Raw genomic sequence first — 17,642 nt, 5'->3', positions numbered from 1 at the left:
GCTCGACGCAGTGGCGCGGCATCGCCACCCGCTACGAGAAGACCTCACCCCTCTCCCCGAGCGGACTCCACATCGCGGGCGTCTTCCTCCGGTCCGCACGCCGATCCAAACGAAACCGCCTAGTACACGGGAAGTGCCAGCAGTGTCGCGTGGTTGAGGACGAAGAGGCGGTTGCCGCTGGCGGCGATGGTGCGGGGCGGGCCGCCGGCGAGGGCGTATGTCTGGGGCCGGCCCTGGCCCGAGCGCGGCAGGCCGGTCACGCCGGTCTCCTGGCTCTCCACGATCCAGACGCCGTTGCCCTGGACGACCGGTGGCAGCCACGGCGGGACGACGCCGGCGACCATCATCGGGTCGGCGGCCTGGCTGCCGTCGGCGTGCAGCGAGCGCAGTGCGTCGCAGTCCAGCGCGTGGACCACGCCGCCGGTCACGGCGGGCGGGCCCCAGCCGCCGGTGCCGCGCCGGGGCGGTCGCAACGGGTCCCGGGACCACAGTTGGCGACCGCCGGCGACCTCCACCGCCGCCAGGCTCCGGCCGCCGAGGTAGACGGTGCCGCCGTCGATGGCGGGCCGGAGCGCTCCGTCCGCCTGGCCCTTGCGGACCCAGGCGCGGGCGCCGTCGCCGGCGCGGACGGCGGCCACGTCTCCGGTCTGCGTGCACAGCACCAAGTGGCCGGCGCCGAGGGCCGCGACGGGGTGCCCGCCGGCCAGCGACAGCGGTGGCCGCTGCGTCCAGCGCACCTTCCCGTCGGTGCCGACGCAGCGCAGCCGACCGTCGGTGGTGAGCAGGTAGACGGCGCGGGAGTCGGCCGCGAGCAGTGCGCCCACCTGCGCGTCCACCGTCCACCGCGGCGATCCGGTGGCGGCGACCCAGGTGCGCAGGGTCCCCTCGGCGTCGGCGGTGGCCACCAGGCGGTCCCCGATCGAGAGGTAGCCGGCGTCCGCCTTGGCGTCGCCGACCCGCCACCGTTCCCGGCCGTCGGTGACCCGGCGCGCCGCGATGCCGCCGCCGGAGGCCCCGAACACCACCACGTCGCGCACCGGCAGCGGAGCCGGCGAGCCGGCGTCGGCCACGTCCTGGAGGGGTCCCCACAGCGGCGTCGGGGTGCCGTCGGCGGAGCCCAACGGCGCGGCCTGGACCTGCACGGCGGGCGGGACGTCGAACGGGTCGGACGGGGCGTCACCGCGGCTGAGCCACCAGGCCGTTCCGCCGCCCGCCGCGGCCAGCAGCGCGCCGCCGCCGGCGGCGGCGAGCAGCAGGCGCCGGCGGGAGACGCCGGGGCCGCCGCCGACCGCGCCGGGACCGGCGGTGGGCGCCGGGCCGGCCGGCTGGGACGTCACGCGCCGCGCCGCCGCCTCCCGACGGCGGATCTCCTCCCCCAACCGGCCGGACTTCCACAGCTTCTCGGGCTGTCGCGGGGCCGCCGCGGCGTCGGCGACCTGGCTGGGCAGCGGGCGGGCCTTCGGGTCCTTGGCGAAGCACGGCGTGAGGAGGTATCGCAGGGGCTCGGGCACGGCCGCCAGGTCCGGTTCGCCATGCACGACCTCGTACAGGACCGCGGTGATCTCGGCGCCGGTGTACGCGGGGCGGCCGGCCGCGGCGTAGGCGAGGACGGCGCCGAGCGAGAAGACGTCGGCCGCCGGTCCGACGCGCTGGCCGAGGACCTGTTCCGGGGCGCCGTAGCCGGGGGTGACCGGGATCTGTCCGGTGCGGGTGAGGGTCAGGCCGTGCTCGGGGCGGGCGATGCCGAAGTCGATGAGGCGGGGGCCGCGGGCGGTCAGCACGACGTTGGGGGGCTTCACGTCCCGGTGGACGAGCCCCGTGGCGTGCACGTCCTGGAGGGTGCGGGCCAGTGACCGGGCCAACTCCCGTACGCCCGCGTCGTCGAGCGGTCCGAAGCGGGTGACGGCGTCGTCCAGCGTGGGGCCGGCCAGGAACTCGGTGGCGATCCACGGTCGGCCGCCCGCCAACTCGGCGGCCAGGACGCGCGCCACGCCCTCGCTGGTCACCGCCTGCGCGGTGCGCGCCTCGCGCAGGAAACGCTCTGCCAGGTGCCCGTCGTGGGCGAGTTCGGGCAGTAGGACCTTCACCGCGGCGGGACGCGCGGACGCGTCCACGCCGAAGTACACCTTGCCCATGCCGCCCTCGCCGAGGACGCCGTGGAGGCGGTAGGGGCCCAGGCGCAGCGGGTCTCCCTGGCCGAGGGGTTTCACGGTGGTCGTCTCCTGGGTCGTGCGGGAGGGGCGGGTCAGGCCAGTGGAAGGGCGAGGGTCCGCTTCTCCTGGCGGACGTACAGGTGGCCGGCCTCGGCGTCGGCGGTCAGGACGACGGGCGTCGCCTCGTAGGTCCAGACGGCCTCACGGGTTTTGAGGTCGACGGCGCGCACGCCCTTGTCGTCGGCGCAGTAGGCGTACCGCTTGCCGACCGCCACGCCCACGTCCCGCAGGCTCTTCCTGCCGGACAGCCCCTTCTCCTGCCAGTTCAGGGTGCCGGAGAGGGCGTCCACGGCGACCAGCCCGCGGTCCGCCTCGGTGCAGTAGACGACGCCGTCCTGGACGACGGGCGGGCCGTACCGCCGTTCCTCCCCCGCGCTGTCGCCGACGTCGCGCCGGGTGCCGAAGACCCACGCCAGTTCCCCGTCGGACAGCCGCCGGGCGGTGAGGGCCTGCGCGCCCAGGTACAGGGTGCGGTCGTCGAGGACCAGATGGGACGGGGGTGCGCCGTCGAACGTCTCGGCGAGTTGCCACAGTTGGCGGCCGCTGGCCTTGTCGTGCACGGACAGGTGGAGGAACTTCGAGCCCTCCGACGGGCTCCCGCACAGCACCACCCGGGCCCCGGACACGGCGCCGCACAGCGCGGGCGGGCTGTTCTCGGCCTGCGGGCCGTCCACCGGGGTGCGCCAGCGCTCCTTGGCCGTGCCCAGGTCGGCGGCGACCAGGTACCAGCGTCCGCCGGCGGCGGCCTTGGCGACCAGGTACGCGACCCCCTCGGCCACGCACACCAGCTGGTTGAACTTCTCCTTGCCGGCGAACGCGGACAGTTCCACCAGGGGCTTGCCCAACGCGCCGTCGGTCTGCGCGACCTCGCACACCGCGAGCGACGCGCCCTGCTCGGCCTCCCGCAAGGCGTAGATCCGGGTTCCGTCGGTGGCCGAGCGGTAGGTCTCCTCGATGTTCGACTGCCACGTCGCGTTGCCCGACTCGGCGTTGATGCCGCACAGCACGATGCCCGCACGCAGGGCCAGGTTGCGGCCCACCCGCATCACCTCGCCGCCGGACTCCGGGCACCACAGGCCGGCGCTCCACAGCGCGCTGGGCGGCTTCGGCCGCTCGACGGCGTCCTTCTTCGGGGTGTCGCCCCCACCGCCGCCCCCGAACAGGGCCCAGCCCCCGCCGCCGAGGAGTCCGCCCCCGAGGAGGGCGCCGCCGGCCACGGCCAGCAGCCGCCGCCGGGAGACCCCCGGTCCGGCGGCCGGCTCGGCGCGCGGGGCGTCCGCGGGCGCCGGCGGCGGCAGGCGGTGCGGCGGTTCGCGCCACACCTCGTCGCTGCGCCGGGCGATCTCCTTCAGCACCGCGTCGGGCAGCAGTTCCGCGAAGGCGCCGTGGCCGGCCGGGGTCTGGCCCGCGGCGTCCAGTGCGGTGCGCAGCTCGGTGGTGGTCGGACGGTGTGCGGGGTCCTTGGCCAGGCAGCGGGCGAGCAGGGGGCGCAGCGTCTCGGGGACCCGGCCGAGTTCCGGCTCGCCGAACCGGACGCGGTACAGCAGGTCGGTGGGGGCGCCGCCGCCGAACGGGCCGGCGCCGGTGGCCGCGAAGACCAGCACGCCGGCGAGCGCGAACACGTCGCCGGCCGCGGCGTGTTCCAGGCCCGCCGCCTGTTCGGGCGACATGAACGCCGGTGTGCCCACGGCGTTGCCGACGCTGGTGAGGTGCTCGTCGCCGAAGGCCCGGGCGATGCCGAAGTCGATGATGCGTGGGCCCTGTGCCGTCACCAGGACGTTGGACGGCTTCAGGTCGCGGTGCACCACCTCGGAGCGGTGCAGTTGTTCCAGCCCGGCGGCGAGGGCGGCGCCCAGGGCCCGCACGGCCGGCTCCGCCAGGGGCCCGCCCGCCTCGACGGCGGTGTCGAGCGGCGGGCCGAGGACGTACTCCGTCGCCAGCCACGGGGTGGGGGCCTGGGGGTCGGCGTCGACGACCGCCGCGCCGTGCCCGGAGCCGATAACGCGCGCCGCGTCCGCCTCCAGCCGGAACCGGGTCCGCAGCGTGGTGTCCGAGACGAGCCGGCTGTGCAGTGTCTTCACCGCGACGGTGCGGCCCGCCGCCGAGCGGGCCAGGTAGACGGTGCCCATGCCGCCGCCACCGAGGCGGGCGAGGAGGCGGAACGGGCCGACGGTGTGCGGGTCGTCGTGCAGAAGGGGGGAGATCACGCCTCAGCGCTCCTGGGTGGGCAGTGCGGTGGCGAGGACCCCCGCCGACTGGCGGGACAGCGCCTCGACGACGCGGCCGGGCAGGGACATCGGCTCGGTGGCGCCGGCCAGTCCGCCGTACGCCGCGCCCGGCAGCAACGCGCCCAGCACGGCGACCGGTTCGGGTCGGCCCTGCGGGTCGCGCGAGCGGCAGGCGGAGACGAGGTCGCGCAGTCCGGTGGGGACCTCGTCGCGTTCCGGCACGGTGTGGCCGGTCGCCGCGTACGCCAGCACGGCGCCCAGGGCGTAGACGTCGCCGGCCCGGTCCGCGGGGCCGCCCGCCGCGCGTTCGGGAGCCAGGCAGCCGGTCTCCAGGACGCTGGTCCGCGGGGGCGCGGTCGCTGCGAGGGGGTGGGCGCGGGTCGCGCCGAAGCAGCCCAGCAACGGCCCGCAGGCGGTCAGCAGCACGCCCGCCGGGCACACGCCGCCGTGGACGATGCCCAGGACGTGGGCGGAGGCCAGGGCCTCGGCCAGCGCGCCGCCGAGCGTGCGGACCAGGGGTTCGGGCAGCGGGCCGCCGTGGGCGGCCAGCACGGCCGGCAGCGGCAGGGCGGGCCGGTAGGGGCTGGCGTACCAGGGGAAGGCCGGTGTCCCCCCGAGTTGGGTGACCGGCCAGAACCCGGGCTGGGTCAGCCGGGCCGCCTGTTGTGCCTCCGCCGCCCACTGCGCCGGGTCGCTGCCGGGGGCCGGCAGGCACGCCACGACGGTGCGCCCGCCGTCCGCGCTGCGCGCCAGGTAGCGGCGTTCGGGCACGCCCCGGCTCCCGTCGGCGTCGAGGCGCGCCAACGTCACAAAGTCCCCGATCCGTGGCGGATCGTCCTGCCGCAACTGCTGCACTCCGGTGTTGCTCCCCCGTCAGACGTGTTACGGCCGTGAGCCTATATACGGCCTGGCGAAAAAGGGAACGCGGGTCCGTTTCCGGGCGGCGGCCGGACCGGCACGCGGGTCGGTCGGGAGGTGTTGGTGAAGGATCCGCCGAGATCCTCGCCGGGCACGACGCGGTGGCGTACTGTGCCGCTGCACTCGACGGGTGGAGGGGGCTTCAGTGGTGGGGCGGGCCGAGCCGGGGCTGTTCTTCGTGCCGCTGGGCGTGGCCCTGAGCGTCACCGTCGTCGCACTGTCCGCCAGTCTGGCCCGCGAACACCCCGGCTTCGGGGAGGTCCTGGCGATCGGTGCGTTCGCCGGGCTGGCCGTCGGGTTCGGCTCGGTGGGCGTCCTGCGGGGGTGGCGCCTGCCGGACGGCAGGGCCGGCAGGGGCGGGGTCGCGATCGGCGTGGCGTGGATGGTGATGCTGACGGCGACGGTGTGGCCCCGGGTGCACTGACCGGATGCGGCGGACGGCGGTCTCTCCGCCCCCGACCCATCGGATGTGCCCTAGGTCCAGGGCGGTGCGCCGCCGCCGAGCCAACGGGCCAGCCTGCGCCCGTCGATCAGCCGTAGGGGTTCGGGGAGCGAGGCGTTGGCGACCTCGGCGTCCCGGGTGAACCGCGAGGTGGTGACGATGACGGCCTGGTCGCACTGGTGGTAGGCGCGGTACGTGCCGTTCGCGGTGTAGATCGCCGGCGCACCGACCCGGTTGCCCTCGGCGTAGCGCTTGCACTGGACGGCGATCCGGCGGCCGTCACGCAGGACGACGAGGACGTCCAGGCCGCGGTCGTTCGCCCCGCCGGAGACGGTGGCGGAGCGCACGGCCGGATCCTGGCGCGCGAGGTCGGCGACCGCGTGCTCGAACTGGGTGCCGGTCATGTGCTGGAGGGCGGCGAGGGTGTGGGTGACGTCCCGGCGGGGGCCGGTGACGCCCGGGAGGTCGAGGCGGCCGGTCCGGACGAGGAGGACCAGCGTCGCCGCGGCGGCGAGGACGCCGACGGTGACGGTGGCGACGGGGTGCGCCCGGGCCAGGGCGACGAGCGCGGCGAGCAGCAGCGCGGCGACGGCGAGACGGGTGAGGGCCCGTTCGCGCGCCCTGCGCCGGGCCGCTCGGCCGCGCGGGCGGCGGACGGGGCGCCGGGCGGGCCCGCGGACGGGCCGACGCGCGGGGCGTCGGTCAGGACGTCGGGTGGTGACGCGTCGTCGGGCGCGCTGGGTCATGCATGTTCCTCCCCTGGCCGGCCGGGTACCGAGTCGGTCCGGTGCTCACTGCCCGGACTGCGAGATGCCGTGCACGAGTTGGCTGAGGAACTGCACGATCCCCTGCCCGACCGGCGTCGGCGCGAGCAGGACGCCCAGCGCCAGCACGATGACGACCGTCACCTTCTCGTCGAACCGGCTCCGGGACTGCGTGCGGCGGCGCAACCGCAGAAACACGATCACCGCGAGCAGCACCACGATGTTGATCGTCAGCAACCGTCCGAACCTCCCCGTCGACCGCCGTCGCCCCGCCCGGCAGCGGGCCCCCTCCGGCCCCTCCTGTGTAGCGCGAACCGTGCTGCCCCGTAGCGCAGTTGCAAAGGGTTGTCGCGAAACGTGCGGCTGGCCGGAATGTGCCGCGGGCGCCCCCGGCGGCGGGGGGAACTGGGACGACGCCCACAGGCGCGGCATCCAGGGGGCGACTACCGGCCCCTTCCGTGCGCAGTGGCGAACGGCGTTCCCGGGCGGCCGGCCCCGAACGACATCGCACCCCGGAGCGCGCGCTCCGGGGTGCGATGTCGTTCGGGGTGCGATGTCGTTCAGGGCCGGTTTCGTACGTGGCGGTGTCAGCGACCGCGTCTGCGGCCGTCCACGTCGGTGCCGTAGATGCTGGCCCCGGCGCGCTGGACGACCTTGGTGATCCTCTTGTGGTTGTCGATGGCGACGTCCGAGCGGCAGCCGTCCGTCGGCGGGAACAGCAGGCTGAGGCTGAACGACGGGGTGCAGTGGACGTTCTCGATGAACCGGTCGCCGCCGCCCGAGGCGCTGGCCGTGCCCGCCACCGACAGCAGCAGCGCACCGGCTCCCAGAGTGCCCGCGACCACATTCAATGCCTTACCCACGACGGAACTTCCTTCCTCTACCGGTCCCGGCCCGATGCCGGGATCACCGCGAGAACGAACCAGTGGCCGGAAGATCACGCGGCATTGCTCCGTCGCGGTGACGGGGCGTCGTCGGCGACCGTGCGGCCGGTCCGCCGGAGCGGGTGCGCGGTGGCAGGAATACGCCGTCGCTCGGTGGCCCGGGCCACGTCCGGGGTACCGGGGGCACTGTGCGGTTCCTACGGAGCGGGCGGCGGACGGAGGCGGAACCGTCGTGGGCCGGTGGCGGTCGGGGGTCGTGGGCGGTGTCCACGGCGGACGGCCGGTCGGCGGGCGGGACGGATCAAGGGCGGCGGGCGGGGATCGTTGTGCGATCCCGCCATGTCCGGCATGTATTGGGCAGTGCGTCAATACGGTCGTGAACTGCCTTTTCAGGTCAGACGGGCCGGAAACCGCCCGCCGTCGGGCGCGGCCGGTGAGAATCTCAGCCGTACATCCAGAGTCGAACGGCCCGAAGGGACACAGGTGATCCGGGTCTTGGTGGTTCATGAGACGCGGCTGTTGCGCTCGGCGCTCGCCTCGCTGCTGCGCGACGAGAAGGACATCGAGGCGGTGGCCGCCTGCTGGAGCAGTGCCTCCGGCACCGCCCGGTCCTTCCGTCCGCAGGTGTGCGTGGTGGACGGTGACGGCGTCGACCCGATCCCGACGGCCGGGCCGCCCGGCGGGCCGGACTGCGCCCTGCTCGTCCTCGCCAGCGCCTGCCGGCCGGGCGTGCTGCAACGGGCCCTGGCGGCCAAGGCCCGCGGGTTCGTGGACAAGGACGCGCCGCCGGACCGCCTGCGGCACGCGGTGCGCCAGGTAGCGGCGGGCGAGCGCTACCTCGACCACTCCCTCGCCCGCGACCTGCTGAACGCCGCCGACATTCCGCTGACCGCCCGCGAGTTGGCGGTGCTGCGGCTGGTCGCCAAGGGGGCCGGCGTGCCGGAGATAGCGGGCGAGCTCTATCTGAGCAAGGGCACGGTGCGCAATTACATGGCGGCCATCAACCGCAAGACCGGCGCCCGCAACCGCGTCGACGCGCTGCGCATCTCCCAGGCGGCGGGCTGGGTGTAGGGCGGTGACCGGGCAACCGCGGCGTCACGCGAGGTGCGCCCCGGTCGGGGGTCGCTCCGGGCACTGCGGGTCCCAGCCGCCCGCCAGGTCGCGGTAGAGCGGCGAGCGGCGCAGCAGGTCGGCGTGCGTGCCGAGGGCGGTGCGGGTGCCGTCCAGGACCAGGATGCGATCGGCCCGCCGGGCGGAGCTGATCCGGTGGGCGACGACCACGAGGGTGCCGGGGCGGTCGCGGAAGGCGCGTTCGGCGCGTTCCTCGGCGGCCGGGTCGAGGTGGCAGGTGGCTTCGTCGAGGAGTACCAGGGGTGCCGGGGAGAGGTGGGCCCGGCCCAGGGCGAGCAGTTGGCGTTCCCCCTGGGACAGCGCGGTCGGGTCGAGCGGGGCGTCCAGCCCGCCCAGCCGGTCCACGAGCGGGCCGAGGCCGACGGCGTCCAGGGATGCCGCGAGCGCGCGGGGCGGCGCACCGTCGGGGCAGAGGTACAGCAGGTTCTCGCGCACCGTGCCGGTGAACACGTAGGCCTGCTGCGGGATGAGGACGCGGTGCGGGTCGGGGCCGGTGGTGGGTGCGGACGGTGCGCGGCCGGCGACGCGGACCTCGCCGGCGGTGGGCGTGAGCAGCCCCGCGGCGAGCCCGGTGAGGGTGGACTTGCCGGTTCCGCTGGGTCCGACGACCACGAGGTGTTCGCCCGGTTCGACGGTGAGGTGCAGGTCGCGGACGACCGGGCGGGCGCCGGTGCCGTAGGAGAAGGTGGTGGCGCGGAATTCCACCCGGGGGCCGTCGGCGGGCGGGGCCGTCGGCGCGGGCGGGGGCGCCGGTGGCGGGTCGGGCGGGGTCTCGCCGGTGAGCCGTTCGAGCACCACCAGGAGGCGGGTGCCGGCGGTGCCGAGGGCCTGCATCACGCTCTGGAGGGCGGGTTGCAGCGCCTGGGTCAGATAGGTGAGGGCGCCCAGGACGTCCCCGGTGGTGAGGTGCCGGCGCAGCAGCCAGGGGGCGGCGAACAGCAGCAGGAGCACCGGCAGTTGGCCGGCGATGCCGAGCGCGAGACTGCGGGCGGCCGTCCAGCGCGCCAGGCGGCGGGCGGTCCGGGCCTCGGCCTCGATCAGGGCGTGGGTGCGAGCCGCCGTGCGGCGTTGGGCCCCGCAGGCGACCACGTCGCGCAGGCCGGTCGCCACCGCGCCGAGCTCCGCCGCCAGCGCCTCGTCGGCCTGGAGGAAGGCCCGTTGGTGGCGGGCCATCGGGACGAGGGTGGCCAGGAAGAGGACCAGTCCGGCCAGCAGCGGCGGGACGACGACGAGCAGCAGTTCCGGGGCGAGCGAGAGCAGCCCGATCAGGGCCCCGGCAGCGGTGAAGACGAAGGAGCGGGCCACCAGCACCAGGCCGGCGAAGCTGTCCCGGGCCAGTTCCGTCTGGTTGGTCAGGCGGGAGACCACGGCGCTGTCCGCCGCTCTGGAGGGGTCCGCCACCGCCCGGCCCAGCGCGGCGGTGACCACCTGGCGCACCAGCCGGTCGCGCAGCGGCTCGACGAGGGCGGCCAGTCCCCGGAAGACGCCGCGGCCCGCGATCCCGCCGAGGACGACGGTCACCGCGGCCACCGCCAACCAGGCCAGACCGGTCCCGGTGCGCCCGGCCAGGAACCCGGCGTCGAGGGCGTGGGCGACGGCGTAGCCGCCGACGAAGGTGTGCCCGGACTCCAGCACGGACCAGGCCGCCATCGCCAGGAGCGCCCGGGGCCGGGCCCGCAGGAAGCGCACGGCGCGCGGCAGCAGCCGGAAGGCGGGGGCCGTCACGGGGCGGTCTCCGGTTCGGCGGGGGGCGGCGTGTCCGGGGCGCCAGGGGCGAAGACCGCCCGGTACGCGGCGTCCTGCCAGAGTTCGGCGTGCGGGGCGAGCGCGCGAAGGCGCCCGTCCGCGAGCCAGGCGACCAGGTCGGCGCGGGCCGCGGAGCCGACCCGGTGGGTGATCAGCAGCCGGGTGCCCGGCCGCACGTCGTGCAGCAGGGCCCGGGTGACCTGGTGTTCGGTGACGGTGTCCAGGCCGGAGGTGGCGTCGTCGAGGATCAGCAGCCGGCCGGCGTGGGCGAACGCCCGGGCCAGTCCGACGCGTTGGTGCTCACCGCCGGAGAGCGGCGCCCGGTGCGGTGGGGTGCGGTACCCCTCGGGCAGCAGCCGGACGAAGGCGTCGGCGCCGGCGGCGCGGGCCGCGGCCACCAGGTCCCGCTCGGCGGCCGGCCGGTCGGGCCCGCAGCCGATGGCCTCGCCGAGGGTGTCGCCGAACAGCACCGGCCGCTCGAAGGCGTAGCCGACCTCCCGGCGCAGTTCGCGCGGATCGACCGCGTCGAGGGGGACGCCGTCCAACAGGACGCGCCCGGCGTCGGGTTCGACGAGCCGTCCGGCGACGGCCGCCAGCAGCGACTTGCCGGAGCCGGAGGCACCGACCACCGCCAGGGTGGTGCCGCCCGGCACCACCAGGTCCACGTCGCGCAGCGCGGGTGCGCCGTCGCGAACGACGGTGACCGCGCGCAGTTCGAGCCGGCCCGGGCCGCCCGCGGGCAGCGGGCGGGAGCCGGTGGTGAGCGGGGGCAGGGCGAGGAGGGCGCCCAGCCGGCGGGCCGCGGACCGGCTGCGCACCAGGGCGTTGAGCTGGCCGGTCACGCCGCCGAGCCCGGCGGCCAGGGTGGCGTAGCGGGCGGCGGCCAGCAGGGCGCCGACGGTGAGGGCCCCGTGGGACAGGCGGATGCCGCCGACGGCCAGTACCGCGGTGGTCAGCAGGGGCACCACGACGGCGCTGCCGGCCACGGCGTTCCCGTAGACCCGCCACATCCGGTGTCCCTGTGCGCCGAGTCGTGGCAGCGGGGCGAGGACCCGGCGGCGTTCGGCTTCCAGGGTGCCGGCGGCGGCGATGGTCCGGGCCCCGCCGAGCGCCTCGACGAGGCGGGCGGCGAGCTCGGCCTGGGCCTGCTGGTAGCGGCGCACGGCGCTGGAGGAGTCCCGGGTGAAGGACCGCAACAGCAGTGCCAGCACGGGGAGTCCGGCGACGAACACGACGGCCAGCCAGGGATCGGTGAGGGCCAGTGCGAGCAGGGCGCCGGCGGGGGTGAGCAGCGCCGCCACTCCCCCGGCCAGGGTGCTGGGCGCGGTGCCGGCCTCCGCCGCGTTGCCGGTCAGGCGGGTCACCAGGTCGCCGGGGGCGAAGCGGTCGGCGGCCCGGTGCGGGGCGAGGGACAGCAGGTGGTCCAGGCCGCGGCGGCGCAGCCAGGCGGTGCTGCGGGCGGTGGTGCTGCCGCCGAGGAGGGCGGCGACTGCTTCCAGGACGACCTCAGCGGCCAGCAGGGCGCCGCTCAGGGCGAGGGCGCCGGGCGCGGCGGGGGCGCCCGCCAGCACCAGGTCGAGGGTGCGGCCGAGTTGGGCGGGCAGGGCGAGGGCGGTCGCGGCGACGGCGAGGGCGCACAGGCAGAGGGCCGCGGATCCGGCCGCGCCGTGCCGGAGCGCGCCGCGGAGCACCGCCGCGGCGTCACCGTGGCCGCGGGGTCGCGCGGCCGGCGCGGTCCCGGTCGGCGGCCGGGGGGCTGCGGGCATGGCGGGAAACGTCACCTCCGTCGTGCGGACGGTCACCCCGGGGCGTTCGGTGTCGCCCCGGGGTGACCGGAGGTCACTTACAGGTGGTCACGCTCAGGCTGCTGTCGCCGCAGAGCAGCAGGCTCGCGCGGCTGCCGGTGTGCAGGTCGTCGTTGCCCTCGGGCTCGGGGGTCTGGAGGGTCTGGAGGTCGAGAAGGGACATCGGACTTCCTTTCGTCGTGGGACGGGAGTGTTCTTCAGGAACGGTCCCGGGTGACCGGGACCGGCTTCAGGGCCGCCGCAGCGGCGGGAGGAAGGGCAGGTGCACGGGCGTGTCGTGCAGGGCGCTGCCCAGGGCGAGCAGGCATCCGGCGGTGCCGGTGCCCAGGTCCATGGAGAGGCGCATCATCTGCTCCCCGGCGAAGGCCAGGTGGCCTCGGTAGGGGACGGCGCCCCAGGAGAGCGAGTCGATCTGCCGGTCGAGGTCGGCCCGTTCGGTGCCGGGCCCGGTGGCGGTGGTGCGGCTGAGGTACAGCACCATCCCCGCCGCGCCGCGGAACAGGCCCGGTTGGGCGTAGAACTTGGCCTGTGCGGCACGGACGATCTCGCTTCGGGCGCGGGCGAACTCCTCGTCCGGGCGGTGCGCGAGGTAGTCGTCGAGGACGATGCCGATGCCCACGCTGCCGGCGCCGAGGTACGGCATGGTGCGCCAGCCCTCGTTGACCTGGAGGGTGCCGCCGGCGCTGCGCACGCAGTGGGCGAGGTCGCGGCGCAGGGCGTCGGCGGCCAGGTCCAGCAGGCCCGCGTCGCCGGTGCGTTCGGCCATCCGCAGGCACAGCAGCGCGACGCCGGTGGCGCCGTGCAGCAGTCCGGCGCGGGCCGCCGGGGCGGTGCCGGTACCGGCCGTGTGGGCGGCCCCGAGGCGGTGGACGGCGAGTTCCGTGCAGCGCAACGCCTTGTCGTGCAGGGCGCGTTCGCCGGTGGACGCGGCCAGTTCGTCGAGTGCCAGGCCCAGGCCGGCGAGTCCGCCGTGCAGGTCCGGGGCGAGCGCCTGCCACGGTTGTGCGGCGATGAGGTCGACCAGGTCCAGGGCCGGTTCGCGGTGGCCGAGCCGGTCGAGCACCCACGCCACGCCGGACAGCCCGTCGTAGAAGCCGAGGGGGCTGCCCGACACCGGGCTCTTCGTGCGCCGCAGCAGCCACTCCTCCCCGGCCGGGAAGGGCCGGGCCCCGGTCGCGTGCAGGGCGTACAGCACGCCGGCCGCGCCGTGTGCGACGCAGGTTCCGCCGCCCGCGACGGAGAACTGGGCGACGTCGCCGGGGAACAGCCGGTCCTCGCGCTCCGGGGTGGCCGAGGCCAGGAGGGCGCGGACCATGGAGTCCCGGCTGTGCGGCCAGTCGCCGAGGCGGACCGGGAGGTAGTCGTCGGGCCAGCCCGGTGGTGCGGCGTCCGGCGCGGCCCGGTCGACCGTCACCGGCGTGGGTCGGCCGCGGGTGATCTCCGCGACCGCCGGCGCCAGGAACTCGGCCGGCACCGGGAACTGTTCGGCGGCGATCCGGGCCAGGTGTGCGGCCTTGCCCGGGTCGAGGGCGCACAGGCTGGTCAGCGGCAGGAAGAGGGCCAACCGCAGACAGGCCAGTGCGTAGCGGTCGACGTCCGGGCCGCGGCGGTCGGCGGGTGCCACGAAGCCGGGGTTGGCGACGGTCTGCCGGCTGTCCGGATCGTCGATCGAGGCCGCCTCGAAGTCCAGCAGCACCACGGACGACTCGTCCTCGGAGAGCATGACGTTGAACAGGTGGAGGTCGTTGAAGACGACCCCGCGGGCGTGGATCGCCTCGACCGCCTCCGTCACCATGCCGTGCACCCGCAGGGCCCAGGCGGTGTAGTCGGCCAGTCGCTCGGGGCCGGGGTCGTTCTCGATCAGGGGGTGGCGGCGGGCGAAGAAGGTGTTGAGGGGGCGGCCCTCGACGAACTCCAGCGCCAGGAAGGTGTGCTCGCCGAGCGTGAACCAGTCGAGGACTTCGGGCGCGCAGGCCAGGCCGGACAGCCGTTGCAGCGCGTCGCGTTCGCGCGCCAGGCGGGCGACCGCGTCCGCCTCGTCCGCGGCCAGGCCGGCGTGCGGCCGGGCTTCCTTGAGGACCACGCGCCGCTGGGTGCGCCGGTCGAGGGCGACGTAGACGCCGCCGCCGTTGGAGAAGTGCAGGGCCCGTTCGATGGTGTACGGCAGGTCGGCGACGGTGGTGGCGTCGCGGGCGGCCAGGTGCGGCGCGAGGAAGTCCGGGAGCGGCACCCACGTCGGGGGGCGGAAGGCGGGTTCGCGGAGGTCGGGGACGAGCGTTCCGCGGTCGTCCTCGATCGCCGGCCGCCGGTCGCCGTGCTCGTCGTGGCAGTACCGTTCGGTGAAGGCGCCGTAGCGCACGTGGACCGGTCCGGCGCCCCAGCGCAGGTCGCTCAGGACGTACGGTCCCGGCTCGCCGGCGAGGAGGGTGGACAGTTCCTCGGCGAGCACTCCGCACTGCTCGGTGTCGGCGGGGTAGACGGTCAGGAACTTGCCGCTGGCCCCGCGGTCCGCGTACTTGGCGTTGCGCATGTGGAGGAGGTAGCGGCTCGGTATGCACTTGAAGGCCACCGAGCGCGGGACGCAGTGGTCCCAGACCTTCGCCAGCACCCGTTCCGCGTTGTCCAGGCAGGCCGAGACGTGGATCTTCCAGCCCTGGGCGGGCAGTTCGCGATCCAGCGGCCGGAACGCCAGCCAGTCGCCCGCGCGGTGGCGCTGCCAGCCGTCCGGCAGTTCCCGGCTCAACACCGCGTACGGTGCGGTGCGTCCGGCGGGATCGCCGGCGACGCGGTGCGGAGCGTCGTAGAACTGCCGGTCGGCGTCGCAGAAGGCCGCGTACCCCTTGTTCATCGCACTCCCCTCGGGCGGTGGCAACAGCCACGCTGTCACGCCGACGAACGGTGAGACAGTCATGACTGTCATGGGGAGACCGTGCAGAATGCATGTTTTTGGTGAAGGAGGGGGCTGTCGGGGCCGTTCAGCGGGTGAGGCGGAAGCGGTGCACCTCGTCCTCGCCGGCGGGGCCGGAGCCGGACTTGGCGAGAACGAACGCCGTGCCGTGCACCACGGTGACGTGGTTGGGGTTCGCGCCGGTGGTGACGGTCTTGACGACGGCGCCCTTGCGGGGGTCGACGACCGAGACGGTCGCCGTGGTGCGGTTGGCGACCAGGACCCGGCCGGTGCGCGGGTCGGCGGCGACGGAGAGGGCGCCCGCGCCGGTCGGGACGGTCCTCGTGACGGCCCCCTTGCGCAGGTCGATCACGGAGAGCGCGCCGGCCGCCTGGTCCGCGGAGTACGCGGTGCGGCCGTCCTTGGACAGGGCTATCGAGATCGGGCCGTCACCGGCCGGGATGAAGCGCGGGGCGGCGGCCCGCGGGGCGATCTCGATGATCCGGTCACCGGCGAGGTCGGTGGCGTAGACGACGCCGGTCCGCTCGTTGACGGCGAGGCCGGCCGGGGTGGCGCCGGGGACCGTCACCCGCTTCTTCTCCTTGAAGGTGCGGGTGTCGAAGGCGACCACGCTGCCGTCGCCGAAGCCGCTGGCCCACGCCGTGTCGTGGCGCTCGTCGACGACGACCTCGCGGGCGTGGTTCACGCCGGGGAGCGAGGCGAGGTGCTTGCCGGTGCGCTGGTCGTAGACGGCCAGGCCGTTGTCGCGGGTGGTGGTCGTCCAGACGGTGTCGTGCTCGTCGTCGACCGCGACGCCGTAGACCGCCTCGACGGCGCCGTTGGTCGGGTTGCTGACCGGGGGCGTGTAACGGGCCTTGACCTTCAGGCTCTTGGGATCGACCTGCACCAGGGCGGAGGAGGTCACCGGCGGCCGTCCGACGGCGGCGGTGGCCCACAGCACGTGGTGCCGCTCGGAGTAGGCGGACTGGTAGAGGCCCTTGGCGATCGGCGCCGAGGCGGCGGGGGCGGCGGAGGTCGCCGGCCGGGCGTTCGCGGGGCCGGCGGCGGCGAGCGTGCTGCCGGCGGCGAGGGCCACGGCGATCGCGGCGGTGCGACGGATGCGGCGGGGCAGAGAGGTCATGCGGCGTCAATCTCCTTGGTGAGGGCACCCGGGCGGGGCGCGCTGACATCAACTTAGCTTAGGCTTACCTAAGTAATGCAAGTTCGAGCCGCCGGACCCCGTCCCCTTCGCGACTTCGGAGCCCTCATGTCCGTCCCGCCCCACGGCACCCCGCGCCACCCACCCCGCCTGCCCCGCCCCACCCCCCTGCCCCGCCTGGCCACACCGGCCGCGGCACTTCCCGGGCCTGCGGACGGCCCGGCGTTCTGGGCGGACGTCCACCGCCGCGGCACCCCGCTGGTCGGGCCGGACCCGCAAGGCAGCCCGGAGCACGCCGCGGTGACCTTCCTGTGGCGCGGCACGCCCCGCACCCGGGCCGTGCACGTCCTCCCGAACAAGCTCGGGGATCCCCGCGACCCGCGGGGCAACCTCATGACCCGACTCCCCGGCACCGACGTCTGGCACTGGACGCTCCGGCTGCGCCGTGACTGGCGCGGCACCTACGACCTGTGCGTCGACGCGGGCGACGGCCCCGCGCCGGACGACCCGGGGTACTGGCGGTGGTTGCGCGCCCAGCGGCGCCCCGACCCGTTCAACTCCCGTGTGCTGCCCGGCCGGTGGGGCGGCGATCCGGTGTCCTACGCCGAACTGCCCGGCGCCCCCGACGCACGGGACTGGACGCCGCGGCCGGACGTGCCGCGTGGCACCGTGGCCGCGCACCGGGTGCCCGCCGAGCGTCTCGGCGGGCCGCGCCGGGTCTGGCTCTACACGCCGCCGACCGGCCCGCCGGAGCCCGGCGAACTGCCCGTGCTGGTGCTGCTCGACGGAGAGCACTGGCAACCGCGGCTCGGCGTCGCCCACCTCCTCGACAACCTGATCGCCGACGGCCGCCTCCCCCCGCTCGTCGCCGTCCTCCCCGACTCGGTGGACGCCGCGACGCGGTGGACGGAGCTGGCCTGCCGGCCCTCGTACGTCGCCTTCCTCACCGAGGACCTGCTGCCGTGGGTGCGGCAGCGGGTCCGGATCACCGACGACCCGGCCCGCACCGTGATCGCCGGCCAGAGCCTGGGCGGGCTGACCGCCGCCTACGCGGCCCACGCCGCCCCGCACCGCTTCGGCAACGTGCTGGCCCAGTCCGGGTCGTTCTGGTGGCCCGACGGCCCCGGCGCGGAGTGGCTGACCCGCGAACTGGCCGCCGCGCCCCGGCTGCCGGTGCGCTTCTGGCTGTCGTTCGGGGAACAGGAGTGGGTGGCGCTCCCGGCGGCCCGCCGGCTGCGCGCGGCGCTGGCCCGGGCCGGCTACCACGATGCGGTGGTCCGGGAGTTCAACGGCGGCCACGACTACCTGTGTTGGCGCACCGAACTGGCCGACGGCCTGATCGGACTGCTGGCCGGGGAACGCTCCCCCGCGCCCGCGCGGCCCTGACCCCGCGGGTACGGCGGCCCGTGGTGCCGTGGCGCCGCGGGCCGGCACTCGGGTGCAGTGCCGGCCGCGCGGCGCCACG

The 17,642-nt window shown here is 75.8% G+C and carries 14 protein-coding genes; 3 read left to right on the top strand and 11 right to left on the bottom strand.

The annotated features are described in order from the left end of the window. Positions 1–119: 119 nt before the first annotated feature. The 3 genes from ACJ6WD_RS29530 to ACJ6WD_RS29520 are packed head-to-tail and all read right to left on the bottom strand — an operon-like array spanning position 120 to position 5,296. A complete protein-coding gene (locus ACJ6WD_RS29530; protein ID WP_407616876.1) occupies positions 120–2,210 on the bottom strand; it encodes a serine/threonine-protein kinase in 2,091 nt (696 codons plus the stop codon). 35 nt (positions 2,211–2,245) lie between these two features. Further along, positions 2,246–4,420: a protein kinase domain-containing protein gene (locus ACJ6WD_RS29525; RefSeq protein WP_407616875.1), complete on the bottom strand. Its 2,175-nt coding sequence runs from the start codon at positions 4,418–4,420 to the stop codon at positions 2,246–2,248. 3 nt (positions 4,421–4,423) lie between these two features. Further along, complete coding sequence (locus tag ACJ6WD_RS29520) at positions 4,424–5,296, bottom strand: serine/threonine protein kinase (RefSeq protein WP_331247865.1); 873 nt, start codon at positions 5,294–5,296, stop codon at positions 4,424–4,426. 193 nt (positions 5,297–5,489) lie between these two features. Between ACJ6WD_RS29520 and ACJ6WD_RS29515 the strand changes: the two genes are divergently transcribed. Then, complete coding sequence (locus tag ACJ6WD_RS29515) at positions 5,490–5,783, top strand: hypothetical protein (RefSeq protein ID WP_331247864.1); 294 nt, start codon at positions 5,490–5,492, stop codon at positions 5,781–5,783. A gap of 50 nt (positions 5,784–5,833) precedes the next feature. Here the strand turns inward: ACJ6WD_RS29515 and ACJ6WD_RS29510 are convergent, their stop codons facing one another. The 3 genes from ACJ6WD_RS29510 to ACJ6WD_RS29500 form a co-directional block, all read right to left on the bottom strand. Further along, positions 5,834–6,547: a restriction endonuclease gene (locus ACJ6WD_RS29510; RefSeq protein ID WP_233661000.1), complete on the bottom strand. Its 714-nt coding sequence runs from the start codon at positions 6,545–6,547 to the stop codon at positions 5,834–5,836. Positions 6,548–6,592: 45 nt separating this feature from the next. Beyond that, on the bottom strand, positions 6,593–6,802 hold the full coding sequence (locus tag ACJ6WD_RS29505) for a hypothetical protein (protein ID WP_233661001.1): 210 nt from the start codon (positions 6,800–6,802) through the stop codon (positions 6,593–6,595). Between the two features lie 350 nt (positions 6,803–7,152). Continuing rightward, on the bottom strand, positions 7,153–7,428 hold the full coding sequence (locus ACJ6WD_RS29500; RefSeq protein WP_233661002.1) for a hypothetical protein: 276 nt from the start codon (positions 7,426–7,428) through the stop codon (positions 7,153–7,155). 504 nt (positions 7,429–7,932) lie between these two features. On the opposite strand from ACJ6WD_RS29500, the gene ACJ6WD_RS29495 reads away from it, so the two are divergent. Continuing rightward, a complete protein-coding gene (locus ACJ6WD_RS29495) occupies positions 7,933–8,520 on the top strand; it encodes a response regulator transcription factor (RefSeq protein WP_233661003.1) in 588 nt (195 codons plus the stop codon). A gap of 24 nt (positions 8,521–8,544) precedes the next feature. On the opposite strand, the gene ACJ6WD_RS29490 is transcribed toward ACJ6WD_RS29495, so the two are convergent. The 5 genes from ACJ6WD_RS29490 to ACJ6WD_RS29470 all read right to left on the bottom strand — a co-directional run bounded on the left by ACJ6WD_RS29490 (position 8,545) and on the right by ACJ6WD_RS29470 (position 16,159). Beyond that, complete coding sequence (locus ACJ6WD_RS29490) at positions 8,545–10,305, bottom strand: ATP-binding cassette domain-containing protein (protein WP_407616874.1); 1,761 nt, start codon at positions 10,303–10,305, stop codon at positions 8,545–8,547. After that, complete coding sequence (locus ACJ6WD_RS29485) at positions 10,302–12,092, bottom strand: ABC transporter transmembrane domain-containing protein (protein WP_407616873.1); 1,791 nt, start codon at positions 12,090–12,092, stop codon at positions 10,302–10,304. The genes ACJ6WD_RS29490 and ACJ6WD_RS29485 overlap by 4 nt, the downstream gene beginning before the upstream one ends. 73 nt (positions 12,093–12,165) lie before the next feature. Continuing rightward, the gene (locus tag ACJ6WD_RS29480; protein WP_016570339.1) at positions 12,166–12,294 is read right to left on the bottom strand and encodes a SapB/AmfS family lanthipeptide; all 129 of its coding nucleotides are present in this window, start codon (positions 12,292–12,294) and stop codon (positions 12,166–12,168) included. A 66-nt stretch (positions 12,295–12,360) separates the two neighbouring features. After that, on the bottom strand, positions 12,361–14,979 hold the full coding sequence (gene lanKC / locus ACJ6WD_RS29475; protein ID WP_407616913.1) for a class III lanthionine synthetase LanKC: 2,619 nt from the start codon (positions 14,977–14,979) through the stop codon (positions 12,361–12,363). A 127-nt stretch (positions 14,980–15,106) separates the two neighbouring features. Further along, positions 15,107–16,159, bottom strand: coding sequence for a YncE family protein (locus tag ACJ6WD_RS29470; RefSeq protein WP_376559030.1), 1,053 nt, complete (start codon positions 16,157–16,159; stop codon positions 15,107–15,109). A 126-nt stretch (positions 16,160–16,285) separates the two neighbouring features. On the opposite strand from ACJ6WD_RS29470, the gene fes reads away from it, so the two are divergent. Beyond that, the gene (fes, locus tag ACJ6WD_RS29465; RefSeq protein WP_407616872.1) at positions 16,286–17,563 is read left to right on the top strand and encodes an enterochelin esterase; all 1,278 of its coding nucleotides are present in this window, start codon (positions 16,286–16,288) and stop codon (positions 17,561–17,563) included. The last annotated feature ends 79 nt before the right edge of the window (positions 17,564–17,642 follow it).

Origin of the sequence: Streptomyces sp. VTCC 41912 (assembly GCF_045799175.1) — a bacterium.
Taxonomy (GTDB): Bacteria; Actinomycetota; Actinomycetes; order Streptomycetales; family Streptomycetaceae; genus Streptomyces; species Streptomyces albulus_C.
This window is presented reverse-complemented; position numbering and strand designations above follow the sequence as displayed.